The sequence below is a fragment of the Bradyrhizobium sp. BLXBL-03 genome, assembly GCF_051853015.1.
GTDB lineage: Bacteria > Pseudomonadota > Alphaproteobacteria > Rhizobiales > Xanthobacteraceae > Bradyrhizobium > Bradyrhizobium manausense.
In genome coordinates this window covers 1,834,880-1,856,184 of sequence record NZ_CP182470.1, presented here as the reverse complement: position 1 = coordinate 1,856,184, position 21,305 = coordinate 1,834,880, and the positions used below count along the sequence as shown (strand labels likewise).

Genomic DNA, 21,305 nt, shown 5'->3' with positions numbered 1-21,305 from the left:
TTTCCCGATGCTTTTTCTTTTCTGGCACAGATGTGCCTTCGATCGACGTGATTACACGTCGAGCACGGCGAACGTCATGTCAAGACAAACAGTTCATCCGCATCACGGGCGATGCCGTGACGCGGAAAAACGCCGAGCAGATGCGCGTCAGGCCGCCCGCACGCCGGAAACGAAGGCGCTGACCTCGTTCTCCAGCGATTGCAGTTTCTCGGCGAGCCGTCCGCTCGATTGCAGCACGCGGCCTGCGGCCTGACCGGTCTCGGCCGTCGCATCGGTGACGCGGGAGATGTTCTGCGAGACCTGGTCGGTGCCGGACGCTGCCTCCTGCACGCTGTGGGCAATGGCCTGCGTCGCCGCGCCCTGCTCCTCGACCGCGGCCGCGATCGACGAGGAGATCTCGTTGACCTCCATGATGGTGGCGCGGATGCTCTCGATGTTGCCGACGACCTGGTTGGTCTCGGCCTGGATCGCGGTGATCTGCGCGCCGATCTCGTCGGTGGCTTTCGCGGTCTGGCTCGCCAGCGACTTCACTTCGCTCGCGACCACTGCAAAGCCCCTGCCGGCCTCGCCGGCGCGCGCAGCTTCGATCGTCGCATTGAGCGCGAGCAGGTTGGTCTGCGAGGCGATCTGGTTGATGAGATCGATGACCTCACCGATCTTGTGGGCGGCCTGCGCGAGCCCCTGCACGGTGTCGTTGGTGCGCTGGCCGTCGGCGGCCGCCTTGTCGGCGACGGTCGCCGCCTGTGCGACGCGCTGGCTGATCTCGGTGATGGAGGCCGACAGCTGCCCGGCGGCGGACGCCACGGTCTGAACATTGTTCGAGGCCTGCTGGCAGGCGGTGGCGACGAAGCTGGCGCGCTCGGTCGCCTTGTCGGCGGTCTCCGACATGCCTTGCGCGGCCTGCTGCATCGCGCGCGCCTCGTTGAAGACGTCGCGGACCACGGCGTGGACGCTGGCCTCGAACTTGCCGGCGAGATCGGCCATGGTCTTGCGCTTCTCGTCGTCGGCCTTCTGCTTGGCTTCCTGCTGTTCGGCATGCATCCGCCCCACGGCCGCTGCATTGTCCTTGAACACGGCCAGCGCCTTGGCGAGCCCGCCGACCTCGTCGGCGCGGTCGGTGTAGGGCACCTCGAACGCGCTGTCGCCGGCTGCGAGGCGTTCGGTGAGGTCAGTGATTTTCGCCAGCGGCCGGGTCACGCTGCGGCCGATCACGAAGGAAGCGCCGAGCACGAGCACGAACACCGCGAGGCCAACCAGGCCAAACGTCGTCGCATCCTGGCGGAAGACGACGTCGACGTCGTCGAGATAGATGCCGGTGCCGATGATCCAGCCCCAGGGCGTAAAGCCCTTCACATAGGAGATCTTCGCGACCGGCTGCTCGAAGCCGGGCTTCGGCCAAAGATAGCTGTAGAAGCCCGCGCCCTGTTTCTTGACGACGTCAACGAAGCCGACGAACAGCGCGTTGCCGGACGGATCCTTCATTCCGGCGAGATCCTTGCCGTCAAGCTCGGGCTTGATCGGATGCATGATCATCTTCGGGGCCATGTCGTTGATCCAGAAATACTCGACCTTGTCGTAGCGAAGGCTCTTGATCTCCGCCATGGCACCGGCCTGCGCCTGCTCGCGCGTGAGCTTTCCGTCGCTCTCGAGCTTCTGGTAATGCGCGAGGATGCCGTAGCCGACATCGACCATGTGCTGGGTCTTGGCCTGGCGGTCGGCAATCATCTGGCTGCGCAGGGTCGAGAGCGCGATCGGCGCCAGCGCGATCATGCCGACGAGGCTGATGCCGACAATGAGAACCAGCTTGAAACTGATGCGTGAGAAAATCATCGGTGCTCGCAAGATTTGGCAGGGAGATATGCCAGATTATCCCGCTCCCCCCTTAGCAAAGCTTTAAGCATTCGGGTTCCCGAGGCGGATCTTCTGCGAATCGCTGGCACCGAAACCAGATCAATGCTGTTGGTTACGCCTAGCGGCCGCCCTTGCCGAGCACGAGGTCGATGGTGTGGGCGGCGATCTTGCGCAACTGGGGCTCCTCATCGAAGGCGCGTTCGAGCACGGCGAGGCCGCGCGTCACCGTGATGATGTGCAGCGCAGCGGCGGCCGGGTCGCCGCTGAACTCGCCGCGCGCGGCGCCTGCTTCCAATGCGTCCTGAACCAGCGCGGCGATGCGCGATATCAGGTTCGCAAAGGCCTCCCGCGCGTCCTCGTCAAGACCTTCACCTTCGACCGCGCCAAGCTCCATCAGCCCGCGCGTGGTAGGACAGCCGCGCGGCGGCGAGCCGGAGCGGAAATTGGTGATGGTGAGATCGAAAAACGACGTCAGTCGTTTGCGCAATGAGCCGGTGGCAAGCGCCTTTTGCAGGGCGAGCAGGTAGTCGCCGGCGTAACGCTCATAGGCCTGGAGGAACAGCGCCTCCTTGCTGCCGAAGGCGTTGTAGAGGCTGCCGCGCTGAACGCCTGAAGCGCGCGCGATGTCCGACAGTGAGGCGCCACGCACGCCTTTGCGCCAGAACTGATCGAACGCGATGCGCAGGACCTCGTCATGATCGAATTCGCGCGGCCTCAATGGACACTCCGGGTATTTGACACAGCGTCAAGAATGTGTTTTCTAGACATCGTGTCAAAAACCAGGCGGGATTGATAGCCCGTTTCGCCAAGGGGCCGAACGACCGGTGCGTGCATACACCGGGCCGGTCGGGGTCGCACGTAAAGGGACCAGCCGATGCCTCTGCTTCACATCTCGATGCGGGCCGGAAAGCCCGACGCCTATCGACAAGCGATCCTCGACGGTCTCTATCGCGCCATGCGGGAGGCGCTGAACGTGCCTGAGGGCGACGAGTTCATGACCATCAACGAGCTATCACCGGCAAACTTCCGCTGCGGCAACGCCTATGGCGTCGCACGCAGCGACGACGCCGTGCTGATCCAGATCACCGTGTTCGCCTCGCGCACCCCTCAGCAGAAGAAGGCGCTGTACCGCCGGATCGCCGAGCTGCTCGGCGACAACCCCGGCATCCGCCCCGAGGACGTGTTCGTCAACGTGGTCGACGCGCCCGCGGAGAACTGGTCCGTCGGACACGGCGTTGCTCAGTTTGCGTGACCGCTGAGGACCTGTCACCGCATGTCCTGTGGGCCTCGCGTGCGGAATGGTATGTGCACGGAGATGAATTGCCGGTCGAGGACGAGGGCTCAGCTTCCCGCAGGCGCGCCATGGTGGCGGTGATACGCGCTCGGCGCCGGCCAGGACCAGCCTTTCAATGTCGATCGATCCGGCTCGAAGATTTCGATCTTGAGCGGATGACAGGCCGCGGCATCGCTGGAATGGGTTGCGCTGCAGTCCCCGCCGGGACAGGCGGACAAGGCGCCGAGCAGGTCGATCTCGGCAAACAACTCGATGAAGTCGCCGGGGCGGACCGGACTTGCCTTCATGAAATATTGGTGCGTCTCGCGCGTAAAGCCGGTGCACATGAAGACGTTCAGCACATCGTGGACATGATGCTCCACCGCGGCGGGATCGCGCTTCAATTCGGCGGCGAGCGCGCGCGACAGGTTGGAGTGGCAGCAGAAATCGTAACTCGTGCCGTTCAGCAGGAGATTGGTGTAGGGATCGCAGCGCGTGCCGATGACATCATGGATGCCGGCGCCGTCGGCGTCGAAACCATACCAGCCCAGCGTATCGTGACTGATGGTCGCCATCGGCCGCAGATGAGGCATCGTGCTCCAGAGCCTGTCACCGAGGCCGACATGGGTACCGTAAAGCGCCCGCGTCTTGCCGCTGAAGAAGCGCTCGGAGAGATCAGCTTCGTTCCAGAGATTGAGGTCGCCGACCTGAGGGCCTTCGATGCTGACGATGCGGACAAACTGGCCGCGCGCGACGCGAAAGGCGCGCGCATCGCGCGGCGGCACGATGAGCTCGTGCGTCTTGACCATCGTCTGCCGCGCCGATTCGAGCGTGGTCATGTCAGGCCCGGGCATCGACCCCGCCGGATAGACGATGGCCGGCTTGGCAGCACGGCGTGAGTCCGCATCGGTGGGGGCGGATGAGTTCTTCAGGGACATGATGGCCTCAATCACGGGGCAAGACAGGCGGCGGCTGACACTGGAGAAGTGATTTTATCGCCTCAATTCAAGGCGAAGCAATGCACCCCTCCATCAGCGCGTCGAGCTCGGCCTTGGAGAGCACGCCGAGCTCGGCGATGAAGACGATGCGCGCGCGGGGCATGCCTGGTGCGGACGCGTCACCCGGCGCGAGCGTTGCGCGGCCGCCGGCGAACTGGAACACCATCTGGCGGCCGGGCTGCTCGACGGTTTCGAACAGGCCTTTGGCGCGCGCCAGTTTCGGTGCCAGCTTGCCGATGACCTGCTGCAGGCGCGGCAGCGAGAGCTGATGGTCAGAGGTCCAGCTCAGCGTCTCGAAGCGTTCTTCGGCCGGACGCTTCGGCCCCGGCTCGCGCGGCGCGGGCGCGCGATCGCTGGCGGGAAACAGCAAGGCGGATGGAATCTCGCCGTGCCTGGCATCGACCACGACGGCGGGCACGCGCTGGGCGCGGACGGCCTCGCGCATCCGCGCGCCTGCGCCTTCGCCGGCCAGATCCAGCTTGCTCAACGCCACGATATCGGCGACGCGCAGCTGCGAGCGCTGCAGCGCATCGTCCAGCGCCGCCGCCGGCGTTGCCGCGTCGATCACACACAGCACGGTTTCCAGCGGCGCCTCGCGCAAGATCACCGGATCCATCAGATTGCGCACGATGTCGGCGGGATCGGCGACGCCGCTGGTCTCGATGACGATGTATTCCGGCCTGGGATCACGCCGCAGCAAGGTGGAGAGCGTGCGGAGCAGATCGCCTTCGAGCGAGCAGCAGATGCAGCCATTGGCAAGACTGACGACGCCATCGCTTGCGTCTGCGATCAACTCCGCATCGATGTTGATCGCGCCGAAATCGTTGACGACGGCGGCGATGCGCCGTCCCTCCGCGTGAGCCAGCAGATGATTGACGACCGTGGTCTTGCCCGCCCCCAGAAAGCCCGTCACCAGCAGAATGGGGACCGGCATGGATCAGCTCGCAATGACGGGACGGCGGACGGGCTTTCCGGGCCGCGCCGCCACATCCAGCACCCCGTCAGTGATCAACGGCTGACCGCTGACGACGAGATGCCGCACGCCTTCCGCCGGACGATTCATCGCGGTGAAAGTCGCACGGTCCGACAGCTTCTCGTAGTCGAACACGACGATGTCGGCGTCGGCGTCCCTGGCGAGCCGGCCCTTGGCGCGCATCGCGGGCGTGCTCTGCGACAGGATCTCGGCGGGGATCAGCGCGCATTTGCGCACGCCTTCGAGCAGCGACACGGTCTTGCGCTCGCGCACCCATTCGCGGATGAATTTCGTGAAGCAGCCGGCCGAGCGCGGATGCGAGGTGGCATCGTCGGGCAGCGGCCAGGCATCGCCGGTGTAGGTCTTGCCGTCCGACGTCGTCCACGGCATCGCGTCGGAGGCGATCGCGCCGCCGGGATAGAGCACCGACATGTCGAGCAGATCGCGATGATGCGCATTGTGCTCGGTGTCGAGGATGTGCCAGAGCACCAGCGAGGACGGCTCCTCCGCCTGCGCCTTCAAGAGCTCCTCGCGGTCGTGGAAGCGGTAGCCGTCGGTCACGCGCTGCACGGAATCATAGCCGGTGCCGTTGCGCTCGACGAACTCGGGATCGCTGAAGAAGGCCGCCGCCAGCACCGTCGAGCCGGTGCCGTAAGGATAGGCCTCGACCGTGATGGGCAGGCCTTGCGCCTGCGCCTTCTCGATCAGCACGCGGCAGCGTTCGACGTCGGTCTTGCTCGACGAATTGAAATGGCAGATGTGCATATGCGCGCCGGTGGCGCCGGCATAGCCGATCAGGCGGATATAGGCTTCCGCCGCACTTTCAGGGTCGATGCGCGACATGTAGGCGACATGGGTGAAGGTCGGCACGTTCTGCTTGGCGGCGAGCTGGCAAACCGCGGTCAGCTCCTGCACGCCGGCGCCCGGGGCGTAGGCGTTCAGGATGCCGATGCCGATGCCGCCTTCGTTGAGGCCGCGCGCAAGCCGATCGAGGATACCCGTCACCTCGGCATCGCTCGCGACGTTATCCATCCAGCGTCGGTCGCGCATGGCATTGCCGAACGCCTCCAGCGAGCTCTCCGCATTGGAGCCGGTCATCGCGCCGATGCGCGCAAAGGCCCAATTGGTGGCCGCGCCGTAGTTCAGCACGCGACCCTTCCGCGCCTGACGCTCGTACCAGGAGCCGACCGGCAGCACGCCGGCCTCGAGATCCAGCGTCGTCGTGACGCCGTCGAACGCCTGCATGCGGTCGGCGGGAATCGACTGGCCATGGGCGTGCAGATCGATGAAGCCGGGCGCGACCACGAGGCCGGTTGCATCGATCACCCGCTCGGCGCCGCCGAGCGAGGCGCCGACCGCGGCGATCTTGCCGTCGACCACGGCCACGTCGCCGATGGCATCCATTCCGCTCGCAGGATCCACCACCCGGCCGCCCGAGATCACCAAACCGCTCATATCGCCACTCCGCCAAGCCATTTCCAAAGCCCCCAAAGGCCCGGCAGCAGCTTCGGAGGCGAGATCATCTCTATAGAGACAGATTTCCAAGCCAACGACCACCTCCACGGAAGCCGATGCATCATGCCCGGACCGGAGGTCCGGCCGCCGCCGCCAAGGATGTCAGGCCGCTACTCTCTTGGGCGCAAATGACACCACGATCACGTCTCGCGCACCTCCTGCCTGTATCGTTCCAGCAGGCCCTCCGCCTTCAGAGCAGAACCGAACTCGTATGTTGTTGAAATGAATCCAATCATCTTTATGAACACCGACCAATAACCAGGTCGAACAGGCCGAGTGCGCTGCCAGCGCTGCCGCTCCCACTTAGGTGCCCCTCGACCTTGCGAGATGATTTTCCGTTCGCCGCTCTCGCCGGCTCCATGGCACTTGCGGGTCGTGCTGTATGTATCCTGTCTTGTCAGTTGAAGCGGGAGGATTGGAGAAATGCGGCAAGGCGCTCGGTCTTCGGGGCGGCGAACATCTCGCGCGGGTTCCCCTCCTCGCCGATGCGTCCGCCGTTCATGAAGATGACGCGGCTCGATACCTCATAGGCGAAACGCATCTCGTGGGTGACCAGAAGCATGGTCATGCCATCGTCGGCGAGCGAGCGCACCACCTGCAGGACCTCCGCCACGAGTTCGGGGTCGAGCGCCGAGGTCACCTCATCGAACAGCATCAGGCGCGGGCTCATGGCTATGGCGCGCGCGATGGCCACCCGCTGCTGCTGGCCGCCGGAGAGCTTGGCGGGGTAGTAGTCCTTGCGCTGGAGCAGACCGACGCGGTCGAGCCAAGTTTCGCCGAGGGCGCGCGCCTCCTCGCGGCCCATCCTGCGCACGAGCGTCAGGCCGAGCGTGACGTTCTCCAGCGCCGTCATGTGCGGGAACAGGTTGAACTGCTGGAAGGCCATGCCGGTGAGCGCGCGCTGGCGGGCGATCTCCTTCTCGGCCTTGCGCTTGCGCTGGCCGCCGGCGGTGGAATAGCCGATCTCCTCGCCGTCAATGCGGATCGTGCCGCCCTCGAACTCCTCCAGCATGTTGACACAGCGCAGAATCGTGGTCTTGCCGGAGCCCGACGAGCCGATGATCGAGATCACCTCGCCGGCCCGCACGTCGCAGTCGACGCCCTTGAGCACCTCGACCGGACCGTAGCTTTTTCGTAGGTCCCGGATTTCCAGAAGGTTCGCGGTCATTAAAGCGCGCCTTTCACGCGAGGCTCACGCGGCGCTCGACGTACCGGCCGAGGCGCTCGATGGCGAAGTTGACGAGGAAGTATAGGAGGCCGGCGAGGAGATAAAATTCGAGGCTGTGGAAGGCGCGGCTGATGACCTCCTGCGTGCGCAGGAGAAGCTCGGCAACACCGATGACCGAGAGAAGCGTCGAGGCCTTCACCATCTCAGCCGCGGTGTTGATGAGCGGCGGGAGAGCCAGACGCAGCGCTTGGGGACCGAGTACGTAGCGAAAGGTTTGCCCGAACGTCAGGCCGATCGCCTTGGCGGCCTCCGTTTGTCCTTTGTGCAGGGTTTGCAGCGCCCCGCGTGTGATCTCGCCGACATGCGAAGCGCAAAACAGGGTGAGCGCAAGGACGCCAGCTTGGAAGGCGGACAGATCGAGGCCGACGGTGCCGAGAATGTAGAAGCTCGCCAGCACCAGGACGAGGACCGGCGTGCCGCGGATCACGTCGGTGTAGACGCGGGCGATTCCCCGCATGGCGCGGTTGCCGTAGGTTAGAGCGAGGCCGAGGCCGGTGCCGAGCACCGTGCCGCCCAGAATGGCGAGGGCGGAGATCGCGACCGTGGTGCCGAGGCCGTAGAGCAACGGCCAGCGCGCGAGCCAGACGATCTCGAAGAAAGAGAGAGGTGTGGTCACGGGGCCTTACCTCGCAACGGCGAGTCGCGCTTCGAGGCGGCGCAGAAAGGCGGCAAGGATCGCGCAGGTCGCGATGTAGAGCCCGCTCGCCACGATCCACGTCTCAATCACGCGGAAGGTCTCGACGTTGATCTTGCGCGCCTCGAAGGTCAGTTCGGGCACCGCGATCGCGGCGGCGAGCGAAGTGTCCTTGAACAGGCCGATGAAGGTGCTCCCCAGCGCCGGCAGGACGGCTCGGAACATCACGGGCAGGACGAGCCGCCGGCGGATCTGCCCTTCCGTCAGGCCGATGGCGAGGCCCGCCTCGCGCAGGCCTTTGGGCAGGCCCAGAAGGCCGCCGCGGAACACCTCGGCCAGATAGGCCGCCGAATACAGGGCCAGCGCCAGCACGAACGAGTTCGCCTTCGACAGACGCAGCCCAAGCTGCGGCAACGCGAAGAAGGAGAACAGGACGATAACGAGAAGGGGCAGGTTGCGGAACAGTGTGACGTAGGCACCCGAGGGCACCGACAGGAGCCGGGATCGGCTGATCCGCCCGAAGGCGAGAATCAGGCCGAGGGCGCAGCCGATCCCGATCGCCACAACGGCCAGGGTGAGGCTGAGGCCCAGACCCCAGAGGAGGTTGTCGAAGTTGCGCCAGACGGCGTCGAAGTTCAGGGTGTATCCCATCGGGATCACTCGCTTGGGCGTGGGGCGGTGCGGGCGCGGAGCCTGGACGGCCGGCTCAGCCGGTTACTTGAACTCGACCGGGAAGCCGATCGCCGGGGGCGGCAGATCCTTGCCGAACCACTTCTTGAAGGAGGCGGCGTAGGTGTCGAACTCGACGCCCGTCATCGCTTCGTGCAGGGCAGTGTTGACGAAGTTCAGCCAGTCCTGATCGCCTTTGGCAACGGCGCAGGCATAGGTCTGCGGGCTCCAACCGTAACCGGCGTCCTTGTACTGGCCGGGGTTCTGTGTGACGTACCAGGCGATGGACGACTGGTCGGTGGCGGCGGCATCCGCGCGGCCCGACTGAAGCGCCTGGTAGAGCAGGTCCTGCGACTCGTATTGGTCGACGCTCGCCTTGGGAAGCGCCTTGTGGACGAGTTCCTTGGCATAGACGTTCTGGAGAACGGCGATGGTCGCGGACGAGCCGGCCGCCTTCAGTGCGGCGTAGTCGGCGTACTGGCCGCCTTCCTTCAGCATCAGGCCAACGCCCTCACGGTAATACGGGATCGTGAAATTGACCTGCTGGGCGCGCTCGCCGGTCACGGTCATGAATTGGCAGGTTATATCGACCTTGCCGGTGGTGATGTTGGGGATGCGCGCGTCAGACGACTGGTTGACGAACTCGACCTTCTTCGCGTCGCCGAACAGTGCCTTGGCGATGATCTTGGCCATGTCGACATCGAAGCCCTGAAGCGTGTCGGACGCGTCCTTGAAGTGCCAAGGCGGGTTGGTCGAGCCGGTGCCCACCACGAGCTTGCCGCGTGCCAGCACGTCGTCGAGCTTGGCCGCCATCGCGCCGTTCGGAAGAAGGCCGACAGACGCGGTCGCCATGAGCCCCAGCACCACTGCCTTCGGAATCATTGCCATGCTCTACCCCTTCGTCCATTATAGTAGACACAAAAACGCTACAGCGGATCACCTTATCAATGGACATGCCCTGATCTTTGTCAACTGCTTTGGAGCACACGTGGAAGCTGGATCTCGGCGGTAGGTGATCGATTTCGCGTCGTGCTGCAGAACATCGCACGCGCACAAGGTCATTCGACCGGGCAGGTCTGGCCGTTCGCCCCCACATCAAGACCTATAAGCTGGCCAATCTCGCCGGTTGCGGCGGCGGGACCCGAACGAAGTCTTCGGCTGTCGCGGAATGCGCGATCCAATCGGGAATTCGTCGTTAGACAGTTCACGGCTTTCACAGCCTGTCTCGCCATAGTGCATCATGTTAATCTCTGGTTGATGATGCAGGCCATCGCATAATGTTGGCAGGCACATCCGGCACGACGGTTGTGACGACGATCTACCAATGCACTGCTTTGCATTGCGGAGACTTTTGGGCGGCGACGTCAGAGATATGCATTGGCAACACGCACTTGCTGGCGCGCTCTTTCAAGTTGCTTCGCAGTTCAACCTGTTGGAAATGGAACTCCGGAAGACGGCGTGACCATCTATCAGAGCGATTCAACGCAGGGCCCAGCCTGCGCGATCGCCGCCGGCGCGGCTACAATCTATCGAAATTACTTCGCGAAGGTCGCCGGTCGGTTGGGCCAAACGAAAGATCGCCAGATCGACGCCTTGGCTGATCTCGGTGAATCGAGAGAATGTTTGCTTAGCCGCTCAGCGGTGCGAAGAGTCACTGCAGCCGACGAACTGCTAAGCGCTTGTGGCATCAACTTGGTCATTAAGGAGCAAGGTTTGGTGCGCCCTTACCGCGTCTCCAATCCGAATTCGCCATGGAGAACGCACTCGTATTTCGGTGACGGCGCTCAGTTCGGCCCGCGGCCTGCGGGAGGGAGGGTTTCCCCGGCACGTCGAAATCGATATTGTCATGGGCGAGGACACCAGAGGACCGGGTCAGCGAAAGTCTCGATCATGAACTCGCATAAGGTCGGACGGAACGACCCGTGCCCCTGCGGCAGCGGCAAGAAGTTCAAGAAGTGCTGCCTCGACGCGCAACGGCTTGATGGGTCGTCGTCCGGATTGCTCCAAGACGATGCCCTGGATTTCGTCTCGTCGGCGCTCGAGGAAGCCGAAGGAAGGATGCTGGCGTACGACCCCTTCATCGAACCGGACCCGGAGCAATGGCTTGCCCTGGACGAGGAGGAACGGATCGATCTCGTGATGGATTACCATCAACGCGCGGGGATCCGCCTTCCGCGGCCAGAACTGCACGCGACCCTCCATGCCGTGGTCGAGAGCCAGATTGCCGATCCCGAACTGCCGGTGCGAAGCACGGTGGAACGACTGATGGACGAGGGGCTCGATCGCCACGAGGCCATTCATGCGGTCGGCTCTGTCCTTGCCGGACACATGAACGACCTGGTCCGCAACTTCGAAGAGCGCGGCGCGAAGCCTGGAACAGGAGCGGGCGAGGATCCGAATGTCAGATATTTCGAGCAGCTGAAGGCCCTGACCGCCGAGCAGTGGCTTCGATCCGGCTGAGCTACGCGTGAGGCGCGGCCTTGAAACTGGCGCTCCCTAGGGGAATCGAACCCCTGTTTCAGCCTTGAGAGGGCCGCGTCCTAACCGCTAGACGAAGGGAGCGTGAGGGAGAGGACATAGCCGCGAATTTTGCCGACGGCAAGGTGGGATTGACGGGTTTCGAACGTCTCCGCAGCCTCGTCCTGGCGAAAGTCACGACCCATTACCCCGAATGGTCGTGGTTAAGGCACATCGGAGTGCCAATCTCGTTCACGCAACCGAATTCGGTGGCTATGGGTCCTGGCCTTCGCCAGGACGATAGCGGGGGTTGGGGCGCCTATCCGGGCCGCCCTCACGGCTCGTTGGCAAATTTCAGCTTTCCGGCCGGCTTGAGCGTGTGGGCATCGAAGGTGCGGATCTCGGTGACGCCGCCGATATCCAGGGTCACCACGAGTCGGTCGCCGGCAACGCCCGTGGCCACGATTTTGGCGCCTTTCGGCAGGGTCGCGATGACGTCGCCCGTGGGCTCGGGCGCCCTTCCCTCCGACTTGAAAAGGCGGTAGCCCACCGCGATCAGGACGGCGCAGACGGCCAGCGCCGTGGTCAACCCCGCGATCAGCATCATCCGTCGCACCCGCGCGAACAGCGCGGTCTGCTCGGGGGTCGGGTCGGGAACAACGGTATCAGACGTCGTCATGGAAAGCCTGGGTTCAGCGCAGAGATTGGAAGTCGTGGTCGAAGGCGACGAGGGCTCGGCCCGGCTCGACCGCGTGCTGGCGGCGCGCCTGCCGGAGCTGTCGCGATCAAGGCTGAAAGCCCTGATTCTGGCGGGCGCGGTGAGCCTCAAGGACGCCGAGATCCGCGACCCCGCTTATCACGTCGCCTCAGGCGATACGATCAGAATCGACGTGCCGGAGGCAGCCCCGCCCGAGCCCAAGGGCGAGGATATCGCGCTGGATATCGTGTTCGAGGACGACGACCTCGTCGTTATCAACAAGCCCAAAGGCCTGGTTGTGCATCCCGCTGCCGGGCACGAGACCGGCACCTTGGTGAACGCCCTCATCGCCCATTGCGGCAGCTCGCTGTCAGGCATTGGCGGAGTGCGCCGGCCCGGCCTCGTGCACCGACTGGACAAGGACACGACGGGACTGATGGTGGTTGCCAAGAACGACCTCGCACACGCCTCGCTCACCGCCCAATTCGCCGATCACGGCCGGACGGGTGCGATGCGGCGCGGCTACATGGCGTTCGCCTGGGGGTTGCCGGGCCGGCATCGCGGCACCGTCGATGCGCCGATCGACCGCCATCCGCATGCCCGGGAAAAGATGGCGGTGCGCCAGGGCGGCCGCGAGGCGGTGACGCATTGGGAGCTGCTGGAGAGTTTTAACGGCCGCGACGGCAAGCCGGTCGCAGCGCTGCTGGCCTGCGAGCTCGAGACCGGACGCACCCACCAGATCCGCGTCCACCTCGCCCATATCGGTCACCCCCTGATGGGGGACGCGGTCTATGGCCCGCATTTCAAGACCAAGGCCAACCAGCTGGGGCCCGAGTCGCAAGCCGCTTTGACGGCGCTTGGGCGGCAGGCTCTGCATGCCTATCTGCTGGTATTAGAGCACCCCAGAACCGGAGAACTTCTTCACTGGGAGGCAGCTCTACCAGAGGATTTGCTTCTCCTTGAAAGCGCTCTGAAAGCGGCGCTATGACGCAGGGGCTTTAAGAAAAGCGTTACATTACAAAAAGTTATAGCTGCCACACGGGGACGTGACGTCAGCAATCCTTCCCTTTTTGACCCCCGATGGGGTATATTGCGCCTGCGTTGGAAGTGACCAACGTGGAACATCGCAGGTACGACCGGCTTTAACCAAGCGGTCGTCTGCCTGGCCCGCCGCTATCGGGGGCCTGAACCTTTGGAGGGCTTCATAATGGCCCGTACCGCTGCTTTGCCGGTCCTCAATGGAGAATCCGGCCTCTCTCGCTACCTCGCCGAGATCCGCAAGTTCCCGATGCTGGAGCCCCAGCAGGAATACATGCTCGCCAAGCGTTGGCGCGAGCATGACGATCGCGACGCGGCACATCAACTCGTCACCAGCCATCTCCGGCTCGTGGCCAAGATCGCCATGGGCTATCGCGGCTACGGCTTGCCGATCTCCGAGGTCGTCTCGGAAGGCAATGTCGGCCTGATGCAGGCGGTCAAGCGCTTCGAGCCCGAAAAGGGCTTCCGTCTCGCCACCTACGCGATGTGGTGGATCAAGGCGTCGATTCAAGAGTACATCCTGCGTTCCTGGTCGCTCGTGAAGATGGGCACCACCGCGAACCAGAAGAAGCTGTTCTTCAACCTGCGCAAGGCGAAGAGCAAGATCAACGCGCTGGACGAGGGCGATCTCCGCCCCGATCAGGTGAAGGTCATTGCCAAGCGCCTCGGCGTCACCGATCAGGACGTGATCGACATGAACCGCCGCCTCGGTGGCGACGCGTCGCTCAACGCGCCGATCCGGGACGACGGCGAGGCCGGCGAATGGCAGGACTGGCTGGTCGACAATACGCCCAACCAGGAAGCCATGATGGCGGAGCACGAGGAATATGACCATCGCCGTGACGCGCTGAATGGCGCCATGGGCGTGCTCAACCCGCGCGAACGCCGCATCTTCGAGGCCCGCCGCCTCGCCGATGAGCCGATGACGCTGGAAGACCTTGCCGCCGAGTTCGGCGTGTCGCGCGAGCGCGTCCGCCAGATCGAGGTCCGCGCCTTCGAGAAGGTGCAGTCCGCGGTCAAGGGCACGATCGCAAGGCAGGAGCAGGCCGCGCTGGAAGCCGCGCACTAAGCGCGGCATTTCCTGCGCCAGGAATTGGCGGATCGAGATTGACGAAAAGCCGGCGGCAACGCCGGCTTTTTGTTGTGTGAGCCGCAGTATGGTCGCCCGCTGTGGCGGCGAGGCTGTTGAACGCAGGTGACGGCTCGACCGACCAAAGATTGTCGGACCATATCCAGAGAACGGACACGCATTGTGTCGATCATCCTGCAATCCACCGCCGGCGGCTTCTCCGCCCAGTTCATGCGCAAGCTGCCGCTGGTCGAGCAGGCCATGCGCGACCACGGCCTCGATCCGGCAGAGTTCGTGATCTCCAAGGACTATGCCTCGACCGCGACGATTCCGTTGATGCGCCCGTTCTTCTTCAATTACAGCGTCTATTTCGGCGAGGAGGATTTCACCGTCACCGAGCCGAACGACATGGTGTTCCTGGATTACTTCCTCAATCGCGTGCTGGCCGCGGACGGCCCGCCGGTATTGCCTGAGCAGGCGGGATTGATCCGGCGCCTGTTCGGCTGGATGGCACAGCCGGTGTGAATGTCATTCCGGGGCGCGCGCAGCGCGAGCCTGGAATCCATCAGGCGACGGAGTTAGTGGATCAATGGATTCTCAGATGCGCAATTGCGCATTATAGTTCACGACTTCGTCGCGCCGCAGAATGACAGAGGCTACTCGCCCCAGATCCTGGCCAACGTCGCGAGCCAGCAGCCTTCGCAATAGCGGGCGTCCTTGAAGTCGATCCAGTTGTGGGCATAGACGTGATCGAGCGGGATGCCGTAGCGCGCGCGCAGGACCTGGACCAGGACCTTCCACGCCGCGACCTGCGCTTCGGTCGGACCGATCGCGACATCGGGATAGTTGCCGGCGAACTCGACGCCGATCGAATTGTCGCGCACGACCTGATGATAGGTCGTGCTGTTGTCGATGTATTTGTTGTCGTTGCGGTTGGCGCCGTCGGTATGGGTCGGCACCAGATTGTCCGCGACCGACCAATAGACCGTGCCGTCGGTCTCGACCCAGACCATCACGCCACGCCGGGTGGGATTCTTGAACTGCTCCTGCGCGCCGCCGCGCGCCGAGCCTGATGGACCTTCGGTCTGGTGCACGATGATGTTGCGCCAGGGATGGGCGTTCGCGACATCGCCCCACGGCGCCAGCCAGACGATCTTCAGGCCGGGAATATCGGGCGTGCCGCTGCTGCGCGCGAGCTTTGCGAGCTCGGCATCCATGGCAGCGGCAGGGACGATCAGGAGGGCGGCGAGAACCGCCGCAAGGAGGCGGGATATCATAACAGGATCCAACAACGGACCCCAGCGTAGCAGATTTACGCGAATTTGCGCGCGGGTTCGACCGGCTCGGGCGAGAGCGGCGGGGCCTGATCGTAGATCGCAAAATCGTTCTTGCCGTTCTTCTTGGCGGCATAGAGGGCATGGTCGGCGTGGGCGATCAGCCTGTCCGGGAACTGGCCGACGCCGCGATCCCATTCCGCAGCGCCGATCGAGATCGCGATCGGGATGTCGTTGCCCGAGCAGCCGGCGGCGTCCTGGCGGCAGACCTCGAGGATGCGGCGGGCGATCAGCGCGCCCTCGCGCAAGGAGGAGGACGGCAGCACGACGCAGAACTCGTCGCCACCGGTCCGGGCGAGCATGTCGCCGGGCCGCAAGCGCGTCTGCGCCATCAGGGTGAAGTGCTGGAGGCAGGCATCACCGGCGGCGTGGCCATAGGTGTCGTTGATGGTCTTGAAGCCGTCGAGATCGATCACCAGCAGCGAGAACGGCTCACCGCTGCGCTCCGAACGGGCGCATTCCTCGCTCAGCCGCTGCAACAGATGGCGGCGATTGGCGACACCGGTGAGATCGTCGAGCAGCGCAAGGTCGGCGACCTCGTTGCGGAGGCGATCCATCGCCATCAGCAGGAATCCGAAATTGAGCGTCATCGACAGGAAGAGCAGCACCAGCACCATGACGGCATGGTTCTGACCGCGCGCGACTGCCGAGAAATCGCCGCCAAGCGCGTTGCCGACCGTACGGGCCACGAACACCGCGATCATGGTGAGGATGACGATGCCGGCAAGCCGCGCGCCGGGGCTGGCGCGGCCTTCCGGCGGCGACAGCAGCAGGCGCAACGACAACACCAGCGGCCACCCCTGGCCGATGGTGTAGCAGAGTATTCGCAGCTGCATCTGGTCGAAGCCGAACTTAAAGAACATGACACCGGCGAGACTTGCGATCGCGGTCGCGGTCATAAGGCGCCAGGACGCCGGCCGATCGTAGAAACGCTGAATGCCCGCAGCCGCAAAACAGCTCGCGGCAATGATGCCGGCAGCCCCGAACAGCAGCGGCACCACGGAATTGACGAACAGGCCGGTCAATGCCGTGCTCGCGCCAGCTGCGCCGACGAAAGCCGACGCCATCCAGAACCGTGCAGCTTCGAATTTCGGATAAGAGCGCGTCACATAGGCCCAGATCAGACCGAGCGCCGAGAAGTTGACGACGAAGACCATCCAGAGCGTCGGTACGTTCAGCATTGCGTGCGCGATACGCGCAGCGTGCCGCCCCCTGTCTCCAGCAGAAGTTCGTCCATGACCCGCCCCCGCGTTCTTGCGGAGGATCATGCGCTGGTTGCACTTAACGGAACCTCACTGCGATTGTCGAAAGCGCGCCCTTGGTTTTGGATTCATGAACGCAGCGTCTCGGTCATCGATCGTTAGGCACGTCGCCGGGGTCGAGGCGCGATCGCGTCGACGCCGACCGCGAAGCGGATTCGCGGGCCAAAATCACCTGAAAACGCATCTGAGCTGTGGATAACGTGATGACGCAGATGTGACAGCGCGGGGCATAGACGCGCGAATCTGCTGAGTTCGTCAACGAGGATGTTGCGAGGCTGGCCCTCCGCCGAGCGATCCTCGTGTCGCGTTTCACCATTAACCCTTAAGAGGATCCTATGGCTAAGAAAGCGAAGAAGGCGAAGAAGGCGACGAAGAAAAAGGCCAAGAAGGCCGCGAAGAAGAAGTAGCGCGGATGTTCTTTGCCCGGGTGGAGCATGCTCCGCCCGGGCGTCGGGCAAAGCTACAGGCCACAAGGCTAAGAGAGTTTGAAGATGGCGGGCGCGAGGCCCGCTTTTTTATTGGCTACCGCTCGGCGAAGGCCAGCTTGGCACCCAGCAAGGCGAAGCCCGCCGCAAATGAGCGGCGCAGCCAGGCCATCACGCCGGGACGGGAGATGACGCGCTCGCGCACGGAGGCGGCGCAAAGGCCGTAGATGACGAACACCACAAAGGTCATCGCCATGAACGCGCCGCTCAATTCCAGCATCCGCGCCAGCACATGCGCTTCGTCCACCGCGATGAATTGCGGCAGGAAGGCGAGGAAGAAGATCGAGAGCTTGGGGTTGAGGATGTTGATCAGGAAGCCGGTGACGATGACCCGGCCGCCCGAGCGTTCCTTGATCTCGCCGTCGACCGCAAGCGCCCCCGTCTCCCGCAGCGCCTGCCAGGACATGTAGAGCAGATAGGCTACGCCGCACCATTTCAGTGCGGCAAAGGCGAGCGCGCTGGTATGGAGCACGGCGGCAAGCCCGAGCATCGCAGCACACATGTGCGGCACGATCCCGAGCGTGCAACCGAACGCCGCCGCCACACTGGCGCGCGAGCCGCGGGTCAGCGCTGCAGCCAGGGTGTAGAGCACGCCGGTGCCGGGCGAAGCGACGACGATGAGCGAGGTGAGCAGGAAGGACCAGGACATGCCTCGTCCCTACCACCCCTGCCGCTTGCCGAGAAGTCACGACACGGTCAGCGCTGCCGCGCCGGGCGCGCCTCAGTTCAGCTGGGCGAGCTCGGCTTCGCGCAGGACGTCCAGCGGCGCCCAGGGCTTAGCCCAGAATTTTGCACCGGCGGGCAACGCCTGCACCAGGGGGCGGCCGGAGGTGACGACGACGTCGAGCTTCGGATTGCGGTCCTTGGCGACGTGCGCCAGCTCGACGCCGTTCATGCGACCGGCCAGCTGCACGTCGGTCAGCATCAGGCAGAGCGCGCCGGCGTTCTTGTCCAGCACACGCTCGGCGGCCTCCGCGCTTTCGCACTGGATGACCTGGTAGCCGCTCTCCTCGAGCAGGAGGCAGAGCATCTCCCGCTGCATGAGGTCGTCTTCAACGACGAGGGCGGTGGCACGAAATGGTTCTGATTGTCCCATCGGCGGCTCCCAATGCTTGCCTCCGTTCAAGTAACGCATGTTAAAGATGGAGCGGGACAACGGTTCGGTTCCAAACTGAAAAAATGTAAATCCTTGTTCCCGCATGCGGGGCTTGACGGGGGGCATCATGACAATGATTCGCGGCGCGGCCGCTATCACGGGGGCGGCCAGCGGCATCGGCCGCGCGCTCGCCATCGAATTCGCTCACCGCGGCTGCGACCTCGCGCTTGCCGATCGCGACGAGGCCGGGCTGAAATCGCTGGCCGCCGAGATCGGCGCACAGCGCAAGATCAGCGTGCATCGCGTCGATGTCAGCGAGCCCGATGACATCGCGCAATTCGCAGCCGAGGCCATCGCTACGCATCCCGCGCTCAACATCGTCATCAACAATGCCGGCGTGGCGCTGATGGGGACATTCGAGGAGATCGACCAGGCGCAGATGGACTGGCTGTTCGACATCAATTTCTGGGGCGTGGTGCACGGCACCCGCGCCTTCCTGCCGCATCTGAAAACGCAAGCGGAGGCGCATGTCGTCAACATCTCCTCGATCTTCGGCATCATCGCGCCGCCGGGGCAATCAGCCTATGCGGCGGCCAAGTTCGCGGTGCGCGGCTTTTCCGAGAGCGTGCGGCATGAGCTCGCGGTCGCTCGCAGCCCTGTCAGGCTCTCGGTGGTGCATCCCGGCGGCGTCGCCACCTCCATCGCGCGCTCCTCGCGCACCGGGGTCGGCGTCACCGACAACGCGCGCCGCACCGAGGCGATCGACCGGTTCGAGCGTGCTGCAAAGACGACGCCAAAGGACGCGGCGCTGCGCATCATCAGGGGGATCGAGCGCAACGAGCCGCGCATCCTGATCGGCAACGATGCCAGGTTCATGGACATCCTGCAGCGTTTCCGCCCGGGGACGTATTGGGCGCCGTTGCAGCGGCGGCTGGAGAAGATGGGGAGGTAGGTCAGGGACGCGATGGCGTCTTCCCCGTCATTGCGAGGAGCTCTTGCGACGAAGCAATCCAGACTGTCTCCGTAGAGGGATTCTGGATTGCTTCGCTGCGCTCGCAATGAGGGGTGTGGTTGGCAGCGATGCCCCTACTGCCCCACCAGCCGGTCGGCAAAATACCCGATCGTCTTGCGGTAGACCACCGCCCTGTTCCACTCGCGCATGGCCTCGAAATTGGCCGAGCCCTCGCCATAGGGCTGGCCCATTTTGAAGCCGTTGGAGTGCAAGAGGTTCGCGGTCGAGGCCAGCACGTCGGCGACGCTGTGGCGGAGGTCGACATGGCCGTCGCCGTCGAAATCGACGCCGTATTTGATATAGGAGGACGGCAGGAACTGGGTCTGGCCGATCTCGCCGGCATAGGCGCCGATGAGGTCGCGCAAGGGCAGGTCGCCGCGTTGCACGATCTTGAGCGCGGCGAGCAGCTCGCCCTGGAACAGCTCGGTGCGGCGGCAATCATGCGCGAGCGTCGCCAGGGTGCGGATCACAGGCAGCCTTCCCATGTCGCCCTTGCCGAAATCGCTCTCCAAGCCCCAGATCGCGACCAGGATCTGCCGGGGTACGCCGAACTGCTGCTCGATGCGCGAGAGCAGCGCGGCATGACGCTGCAAGAGCGCGCGGCCGCCATTGATGCGGCCGGGGCCGACGCGGGTCGAGACATACTGCTCGAAGCTCTTGTTGAAGGTGTAGCGCTGGCGCCGGTCGAAGGCGAGCACGGCGGCATCAGGCGTGATGCCGCTGAATGCCGCGCTGGTCACGGCGGCCGAGACGCCGGCGGCTTGCGCCTCCGCGCTCATGCTGGCGATGAAGCTGTTGAAGTCGCCGCCGCAACGCGCGGCCTGCGCCGAGCCGCCGGCGAGACAAACCATGACGGCGGCGGCGAGAAGCGGTCTCAACATTCCAAAGATTCCTCATGGCGTGGGCGCGAAACAGAAGGCGATCATGCCCGGGAACGCGGGCACGGTCAAAGCAGCAGTGTTTGATCCGCATCAACGTGCCTCACGCTCCTGTTCATAAATTCGAGCAAACGGAGCGCCTGCCGAGGAGATCAGCCCATGACCGGAATCACCCTGACCACCGACCAGATCCGCAATGCACCTGCGCCGGTGCGGCAATGGATCGAGCAGGAGGTCCTCACTTCGCTCGGCCTGACACCGCGGGCGCCTGCGGCCATCCCGGCTCAAGCCGCCCATCTCGTCGCCTGCAGTGTGGACGACGTCGCCGGCGTGCTGGAGCACATCCGCGGCACCTTCCCGGCGGTGAACGTGCTGTTCGAATTCGGCCGGCCCGGCATCAATTACGGACAGCCCGCGGTGATGACGTTCCGCCTCGTGGACATCCTGCACCACACCCGGCTGCAGCAGATCGAGCAGGTCATGACCTGCCTCGAAATGATCAACCAGGCGCTGACCGTGGTCAGGAAGGACCCGTCCGCGCGGTTCTGCGGCTTCGACAATGAAGGCCATTGCCTGATCGCGCCGCAGACGCAGGCCAGCATCGCAACGCTGTGGCAGGACATGATGGCGCGTCAGCAGACCCAGCAGACCAAGGCGGACGACCACATCGCGCCGGCGGCGTGAGAGCCTGCAGGGGCGCGCGACCAGCTGCGCCGAAACAAGAACCGCAAAACAACCCCATGCACAGTAGGAGCCCGGCCACAACAGGATGCTCTTTTTCCGAATTTCCGTTTGACCCGTCGGGCAAAACAGGAGTATGGTGGCAGCATCGCAGA

21 protein-coding genes, 1 tRNA gene and 1 pseudogene are annotated in these 21,305 nt (G+C 64.3%); 7 read left to right on the top strand and 16 right to left on the bottom strand.

What is annotated here, in order from left to right; translation table 11 throughout:
* Positions 1-147: 147 nt before the first annotated feature.
* Both ACNJX9_RS08915 and ACNJX9_RS08910 read right to left on the bottom strand, forming a co-directional pair.
* The gene (locus ACNJX9_RS08915) at positions 148-1,830 is read right to left on the bottom strand and encodes a methyl-accepting chemotaxis protein (protein ID WP_439408479.1); all 1,683 of its coding nucleotides are present in this window, start codon (positions 1,828-1,830) and stop codon (positions 148-150) included.
* Between the two features lie 139 nt (positions 1,831-1,969).
* Positions 1,970-2,569, bottom strand: coding sequence for a TetR/AcrR family transcriptional regulator (locus tag ACNJX9_RS08910; RefSeq protein WP_439408478.1), 600 nt, complete (start codon positions 2,567-2,569; stop codon positions 1,970-1,972).
* Positions 2,570-2,725: 156 nt separating this feature from the next.
* Between ACNJX9_RS08910 and ACNJX9_RS08905 the strand changes: the two genes are divergently transcribed.
* Positions 2,726-3,103: a tautomerase family protein gene (locus ACNJX9_RS08905; protein ID WP_439408477.1), complete on the top strand. Its 378-nt coding sequence runs from the start codon at positions 2,726-2,728 to the stop codon at positions 3,101-3,103.
* A gap of 89 nt (positions 3,104-3,192) precedes the next feature.
* Here the strand turns inward: ACNJX9_RS08905 and ACNJX9_RS08900 are convergent, their stop codons facing one another.
* From ACNJX9_RS08900 to ACNJX9_RS08870, 7 genes are all read right to left on the bottom strand, one after another.
* Positions 3,193-4,062 carry an urea carboxylase-associated family protein gene (locus ACNJX9_RS08900; RefSeq protein ID WP_439408476.1) on the bottom strand — a complete coding sequence of 290 codons (870 nt, stop codon included), beginning with the start codon at positions 4,060-4,062 and terminating at the stop codon, positions 3,193-3,195.
* A gap of 67 nt (positions 4,063-4,129) precedes the next feature.
* Complete coding sequence (locus ACNJX9_RS08895; RefSeq protein ID WP_439408475.1) at positions 4,130-5,056, bottom strand: CobW family GTP-binding protein; 927 nt, start codon at positions 5,054-5,056, stop codon at positions 4,130-4,132.
* Positions 5,057-5,059: 3 nt separating this feature from the next.
* Entirely contained in the window at positions 5,060-6,550 is a 1,491-nt protein-coding gene (locus ACNJX9_RS08890) for an amidohydrolase family protein (protein WP_439408474.1), read from the bottom strand.
* A 457-nt stretch (positions 6,551-7,007) separates the two neighbouring features.
* Positions 7,008-7,778, bottom strand: a complete 771-nt coding sequence (locus ACNJX9_RS08885) for an amino acid ABC transporter ATP-binding protein (RefSeq protein WP_057747007.1) — start codon at positions 7,776-7,778, stop codon at positions 7,008-7,010.
* 13 nt (positions 7,779-7,791) lie between these two features.
* Complete coding sequence (locus ACNJX9_RS08880) at positions 7,792-8,454, bottom strand: amino acid ABC transporter permease (protein WP_439408473.1); 663 nt, start codon at positions 8,452-8,454, stop codon at positions 7,792-7,794.
* A 6-nt stretch (positions 8,455-8,460) separates the two neighbouring features.
* On the bottom strand, positions 8,461-9,123 hold the full coding sequence (locus ACNJX9_RS08875) for an amino acid ABC transporter permease (protein ID WP_439408472.1): 663 nt from the start codon (positions 9,121-9,123) through the stop codon (positions 8,461-8,463).
* A gap of 63 nt (positions 9,124-9,186) precedes the next feature.
* Positions 9,187-9,993 (bottom strand): transporter substrate-binding domain-containing protein, encoded by an 807-nt coding sequence (locus ACNJX9_RS08870; protein WP_439410028.1) that lies wholly within the window; start codon positions 9,991-9,993, stop codon positions 9,187-9,189.
* A gap of 1,053 nt (positions 9,994-11,046) precedes the next feature.
* Between ACNJX9_RS08870 and ACNJX9_RS08865 the strand changes: the two are divergent.
* Positions 11,047-11,112 (top strand): annotated as a pseudogene (locus tag ACNJX9_RS08865) (SEC-C metal-binding domain-containing protein); the annotation flags it as partial.
* A 516-nt stretch (positions 11,113-11,628) separates the two neighbouring features.
* On the opposite strand, the gene ACNJX9_RS08860 reads toward ACNJX9_RS08865, so the two are convergent.
* Together ACNJX9_RS08860 and ACNJX9_RS08855 are read right to left on the bottom strand one after the other, a co-directional pair.
* Positions 11,629-11,703, bottom strand: a tRNA-Glu gene (locus ACNJX9_RS08860).
* A 229-nt stretch (positions 11,704-11,932) separates the two neighbouring features.
* A complete protein-coding gene (locus ACNJX9_RS08855) occupies positions 11,933-12,277 on the bottom strand; it encodes a hypothetical protein (RefSeq protein WP_439408471.1) in 345 nt (114 codons plus the stop codon).
* On the opposite strand from ACNJX9_RS08855, the gene ACNJX9_RS08850 reads away from it, so the two are divergent.
* The 3 genes from ACNJX9_RS08850 to ACNJX9_RS08840 all read left to right on the top strand — a co-directional run bounded on the left by ACNJX9_RS08850 (position 12,276) and on the right by ACNJX9_RS08840 (position 14,927).
* On the top strand, positions 12,276-13,283 hold the full coding sequence (locus ACNJX9_RS08850; RefSeq protein WP_439408470.1) for an RluA family pseudouridine synthase: 1,008 nt from the start codon (positions 12,276-12,278) through the stop codon (positions 13,281-13,283). The genes ACNJX9_RS08855 and ACNJX9_RS08850 overlap by 2 nt on opposite strands.
* 219 nt (positions 13,284-13,502) lie before the next feature.
* Positions 13,503-14,402 carry an RNA polymerase sigma factor RpoH gene (rpoH, locus tag ACNJX9_RS08845; protein ID WP_057747064.1) on the top strand — a complete coding sequence of 300 codons (900 nt, stop codon included), beginning with the start codon at positions 13,503-13,505 and terminating at the stop codon, positions 14,400-14,402.
* A 183-nt stretch (positions 14,403-14,585) separates the two neighbouring features.
* Positions 14,586-14,927, top strand: coding sequence for a hypothetical protein (locus ACNJX9_RS08840; RefSeq protein WP_439408469.1), 342 nt, complete (start codon positions 14,586-14,588; stop codon positions 14,925-14,927).
* 131 nt (positions 14,928-15,058) lie between these two features.
* Here the strand turns inward: ACNJX9_RS08840 and ACNJX9_RS08835 are convergent, their stop codons facing one another.
* From ACNJX9_RS08835 to ACNJX9_RS08820, 4 genes are all read right to left on the bottom strand, one after another.
* On the bottom strand, positions 15,059-15,679 hold the full coding sequence (locus ACNJX9_RS08835) for a peptidoglycan recognition protein family protein (RefSeq protein WP_439408468.1): 621 nt from the start codon (positions 15,677-15,679) through the stop codon (positions 15,059-15,061).
* A 35-nt stretch (positions 15,680-15,714) separates the two neighbouring features.
* Complete coding sequence (locus tag ACNJX9_RS08830; RefSeq protein WP_439408467.1) at positions 15,715-16,917, bottom strand: GGDEF domain-containing protein; 1,203 nt, start codon at positions 16,915-16,917, stop codon at positions 15,715-15,717.
* Between the two features lie 603 nt (positions 16,918-17,520).
* Positions 17,521-18,132, bottom strand: a complete 612-nt coding sequence (locus ACNJX9_RS08825) for a LysE family translocator (protein ID WP_220004634.1) — start codon at positions 18,130-18,132, stop codon at positions 17,521-17,523.
* A 72-nt stretch (positions 18,133-18,204) separates the two neighbouring features.
* Positions 18,205-18,579 (bottom strand): response regulator, encoded by a 375-nt coding sequence (locus ACNJX9_RS08820; RefSeq protein WP_057747088.1) that lies wholly within the window; start codon positions 18,577-18,579, stop codon positions 18,205-18,207.
* Between the two features lie 127 nt (positions 18,580-18,706).
* Here ACNJX9_RS08820 and ACNJX9_RS08815 point away from each other — a divergent pair, with 127 nt between their 5' ends.
* A complete protein-coding gene (locus ACNJX9_RS08815; protein ID WP_439408466.1) occupies positions 18,707-19,531 on the top strand; it encodes an SDR family NAD(P)-dependent oxidoreductase in 825 nt (274 codons plus the stop codon).
* Positions 19,532-19,665: 134 nt separating this feature from the next.
* Here ACNJX9_RS08815 and ACNJX9_RS08810 read toward each other — a convergent pair whose 3' ends face one another.
* Positions 19,666-20,472, bottom strand: coding sequence for a lytic murein transglycosylase (locus ACNJX9_RS08810; RefSeq protein WP_057747076.1), 807 nt, complete (start codon positions 20,470-20,472; stop codon positions 19,666-19,668).
* A 156-nt stretch (positions 20,473-20,628) separates the two neighbouring features.
* Between ACNJX9_RS08810 and ACNJX9_RS08805 the strand changes: the two genes are divergently transcribed.
* Positions 20,629-21,153 (top strand): hypothetical protein, encoded by a 525-nt coding sequence (locus tag ACNJX9_RS08805; RefSeq protein ID WP_439408465.1) that lies wholly within the window; start codon positions 20,629-20,631, stop codon positions 21,151-21,153.
* Positions 21,154-21,305 lie beyond the last annotated feature (152 nt).

What these genes read in the sequence shown, in the direction of transcription:
- ACNJX9_RS08915 (WP_439408479.1), bottom strand. Translation starts at nt 1,830, where the DNA reads ATGATTTTCTCACGCATCAGTTTCAAGCTGGTTCTCATTGTCGGCATC.
- ACNJX9_RS08905 (WP_439408477.1), top strand. Translation starts at nt 2,726, where the DNA reads ATGCCTCTGCTTCACATCTCGATGCGGGCCGGAAAGCCCGACGCCTAT.
- ACNJX9_RS08900 (WP_439408476.1), bottom strand. Translation starts at nt 4,062, where the DNA reads ATGTCCCTGAAGAACTCATCCGCCCCCACCGATGCGGACTCACGCCGT.
- ACNJX9_RS08895 (WP_439408475.1), bottom strand. Translation starts at nt 5,056, where the DNA reads ATGCCGGTCCCCATTCTGCTGGTGACGGGCTTTCTGGGGGCGGGCAAG.
- ACNJX9_RS08890 (WP_439408474.1), bottom strand. Translation starts at nt 6,550, where the DNA reads ATGAGCGGTTTGGTGATCTCGGGCGGCCGGGTGGTGGATCCTGCGAGC.
- ACNJX9_RS08885 (WP_057747007.1), bottom strand. Translation starts at nt 7,778, where the DNA reads ATGACCGCGAACCTTCTGGAAATCCGGGACCTACGAAAAAGCTACGGT.
- ACNJX9_RS08875 (WP_439408472.1), bottom strand. Translation starts at nt 9,123, where the DNA reads ATGGGATACACCCTGAACTTCGACGCCGTCTGGCGCAACTTCGACAAC.
- ACNJX9_RS08870 (WP_439410028.1), bottom strand. Translation starts at nt 9,993, where the DNA reads ATGGCGACCGCGTCTGTCGGCCTTCTTCCGAACGGCGCGATGGCGGCC.
- ACNJX9_RS08850 (WP_439408470.1), top strand. Translation starts at nt 12,276, where the DNA reads ATGGAAAGCCTGGGTTCAGCGCAGAGATTGGAAGTCGTGGTCGAAGGC.
- ACNJX9_RS08855 (WP_439408471.1), bottom strand. Translation starts at nt 12,277, where the DNA reads ATGACGACGTCTGATACCGTTGTTCCCGACCCGACCCCCGAGCAGACC.
- rpoH (WP_057747064.1), top strand. Translation starts at nt 13,503, where the DNA reads ATGGCCCGTACCGCTGCTTTGCCGGTCCTCAATGGAGAATCCGGCCTC.
- ACNJX9_RS08835 (WP_439408468.1), bottom strand. Translation starts at nt 15,679, where the DNA reads ATGATATCCCGCCTCCTTGCGGCGGTTCTCGCCGCCCTCCTGATCGTC.
- ACNJX9_RS08830 (WP_439408467.1), bottom strand. Translation starts at nt 16,917, where the DNA reads ATGCTGAACGTACCGACGCTCTGGATGGTCTTCGTCGTCAACTTCTCG.
- ACNJX9_RS08825 (WP_220004634.1), bottom strand. Translation starts at nt 18,132, where the DNA reads ATGTCCTGGTCCTTCCTGCTCACCTCGCTCATCGTCGTCGCTTCGCCC.
- ACNJX9_RS08820 (WP_057747088.1), bottom strand. Translation starts at nt 18,579, where the DNA reads ATGGGACAATCAGAACCATTTCGTGCCACCGCCCTCGTCGTTGAAGAC.
- ACNJX9_RS08815 (WP_439408466.1), top strand. Translation starts at nt 18,707, where the DNA reads ATGACAATGATTCGCGGCGCGGCCGCTATCACGGGGGCGGCCAGCGGC.
- ACNJX9_RS08810 (WP_057747076.1), bottom strand. Translation starts at nt 20,472, where the DNA reads ATGTTGAGACCGCTTCTCGCCGCCGCCGTCATGGTTTGTCTCGCCGGC.
- ACNJX9_RS08805 (WP_439408465.1), top strand. Translation starts at nt 20,629, where the DNA reads ATGACCGGAATCACCCTGACCACCGACCAGATCCGCAATGCACCTGCG.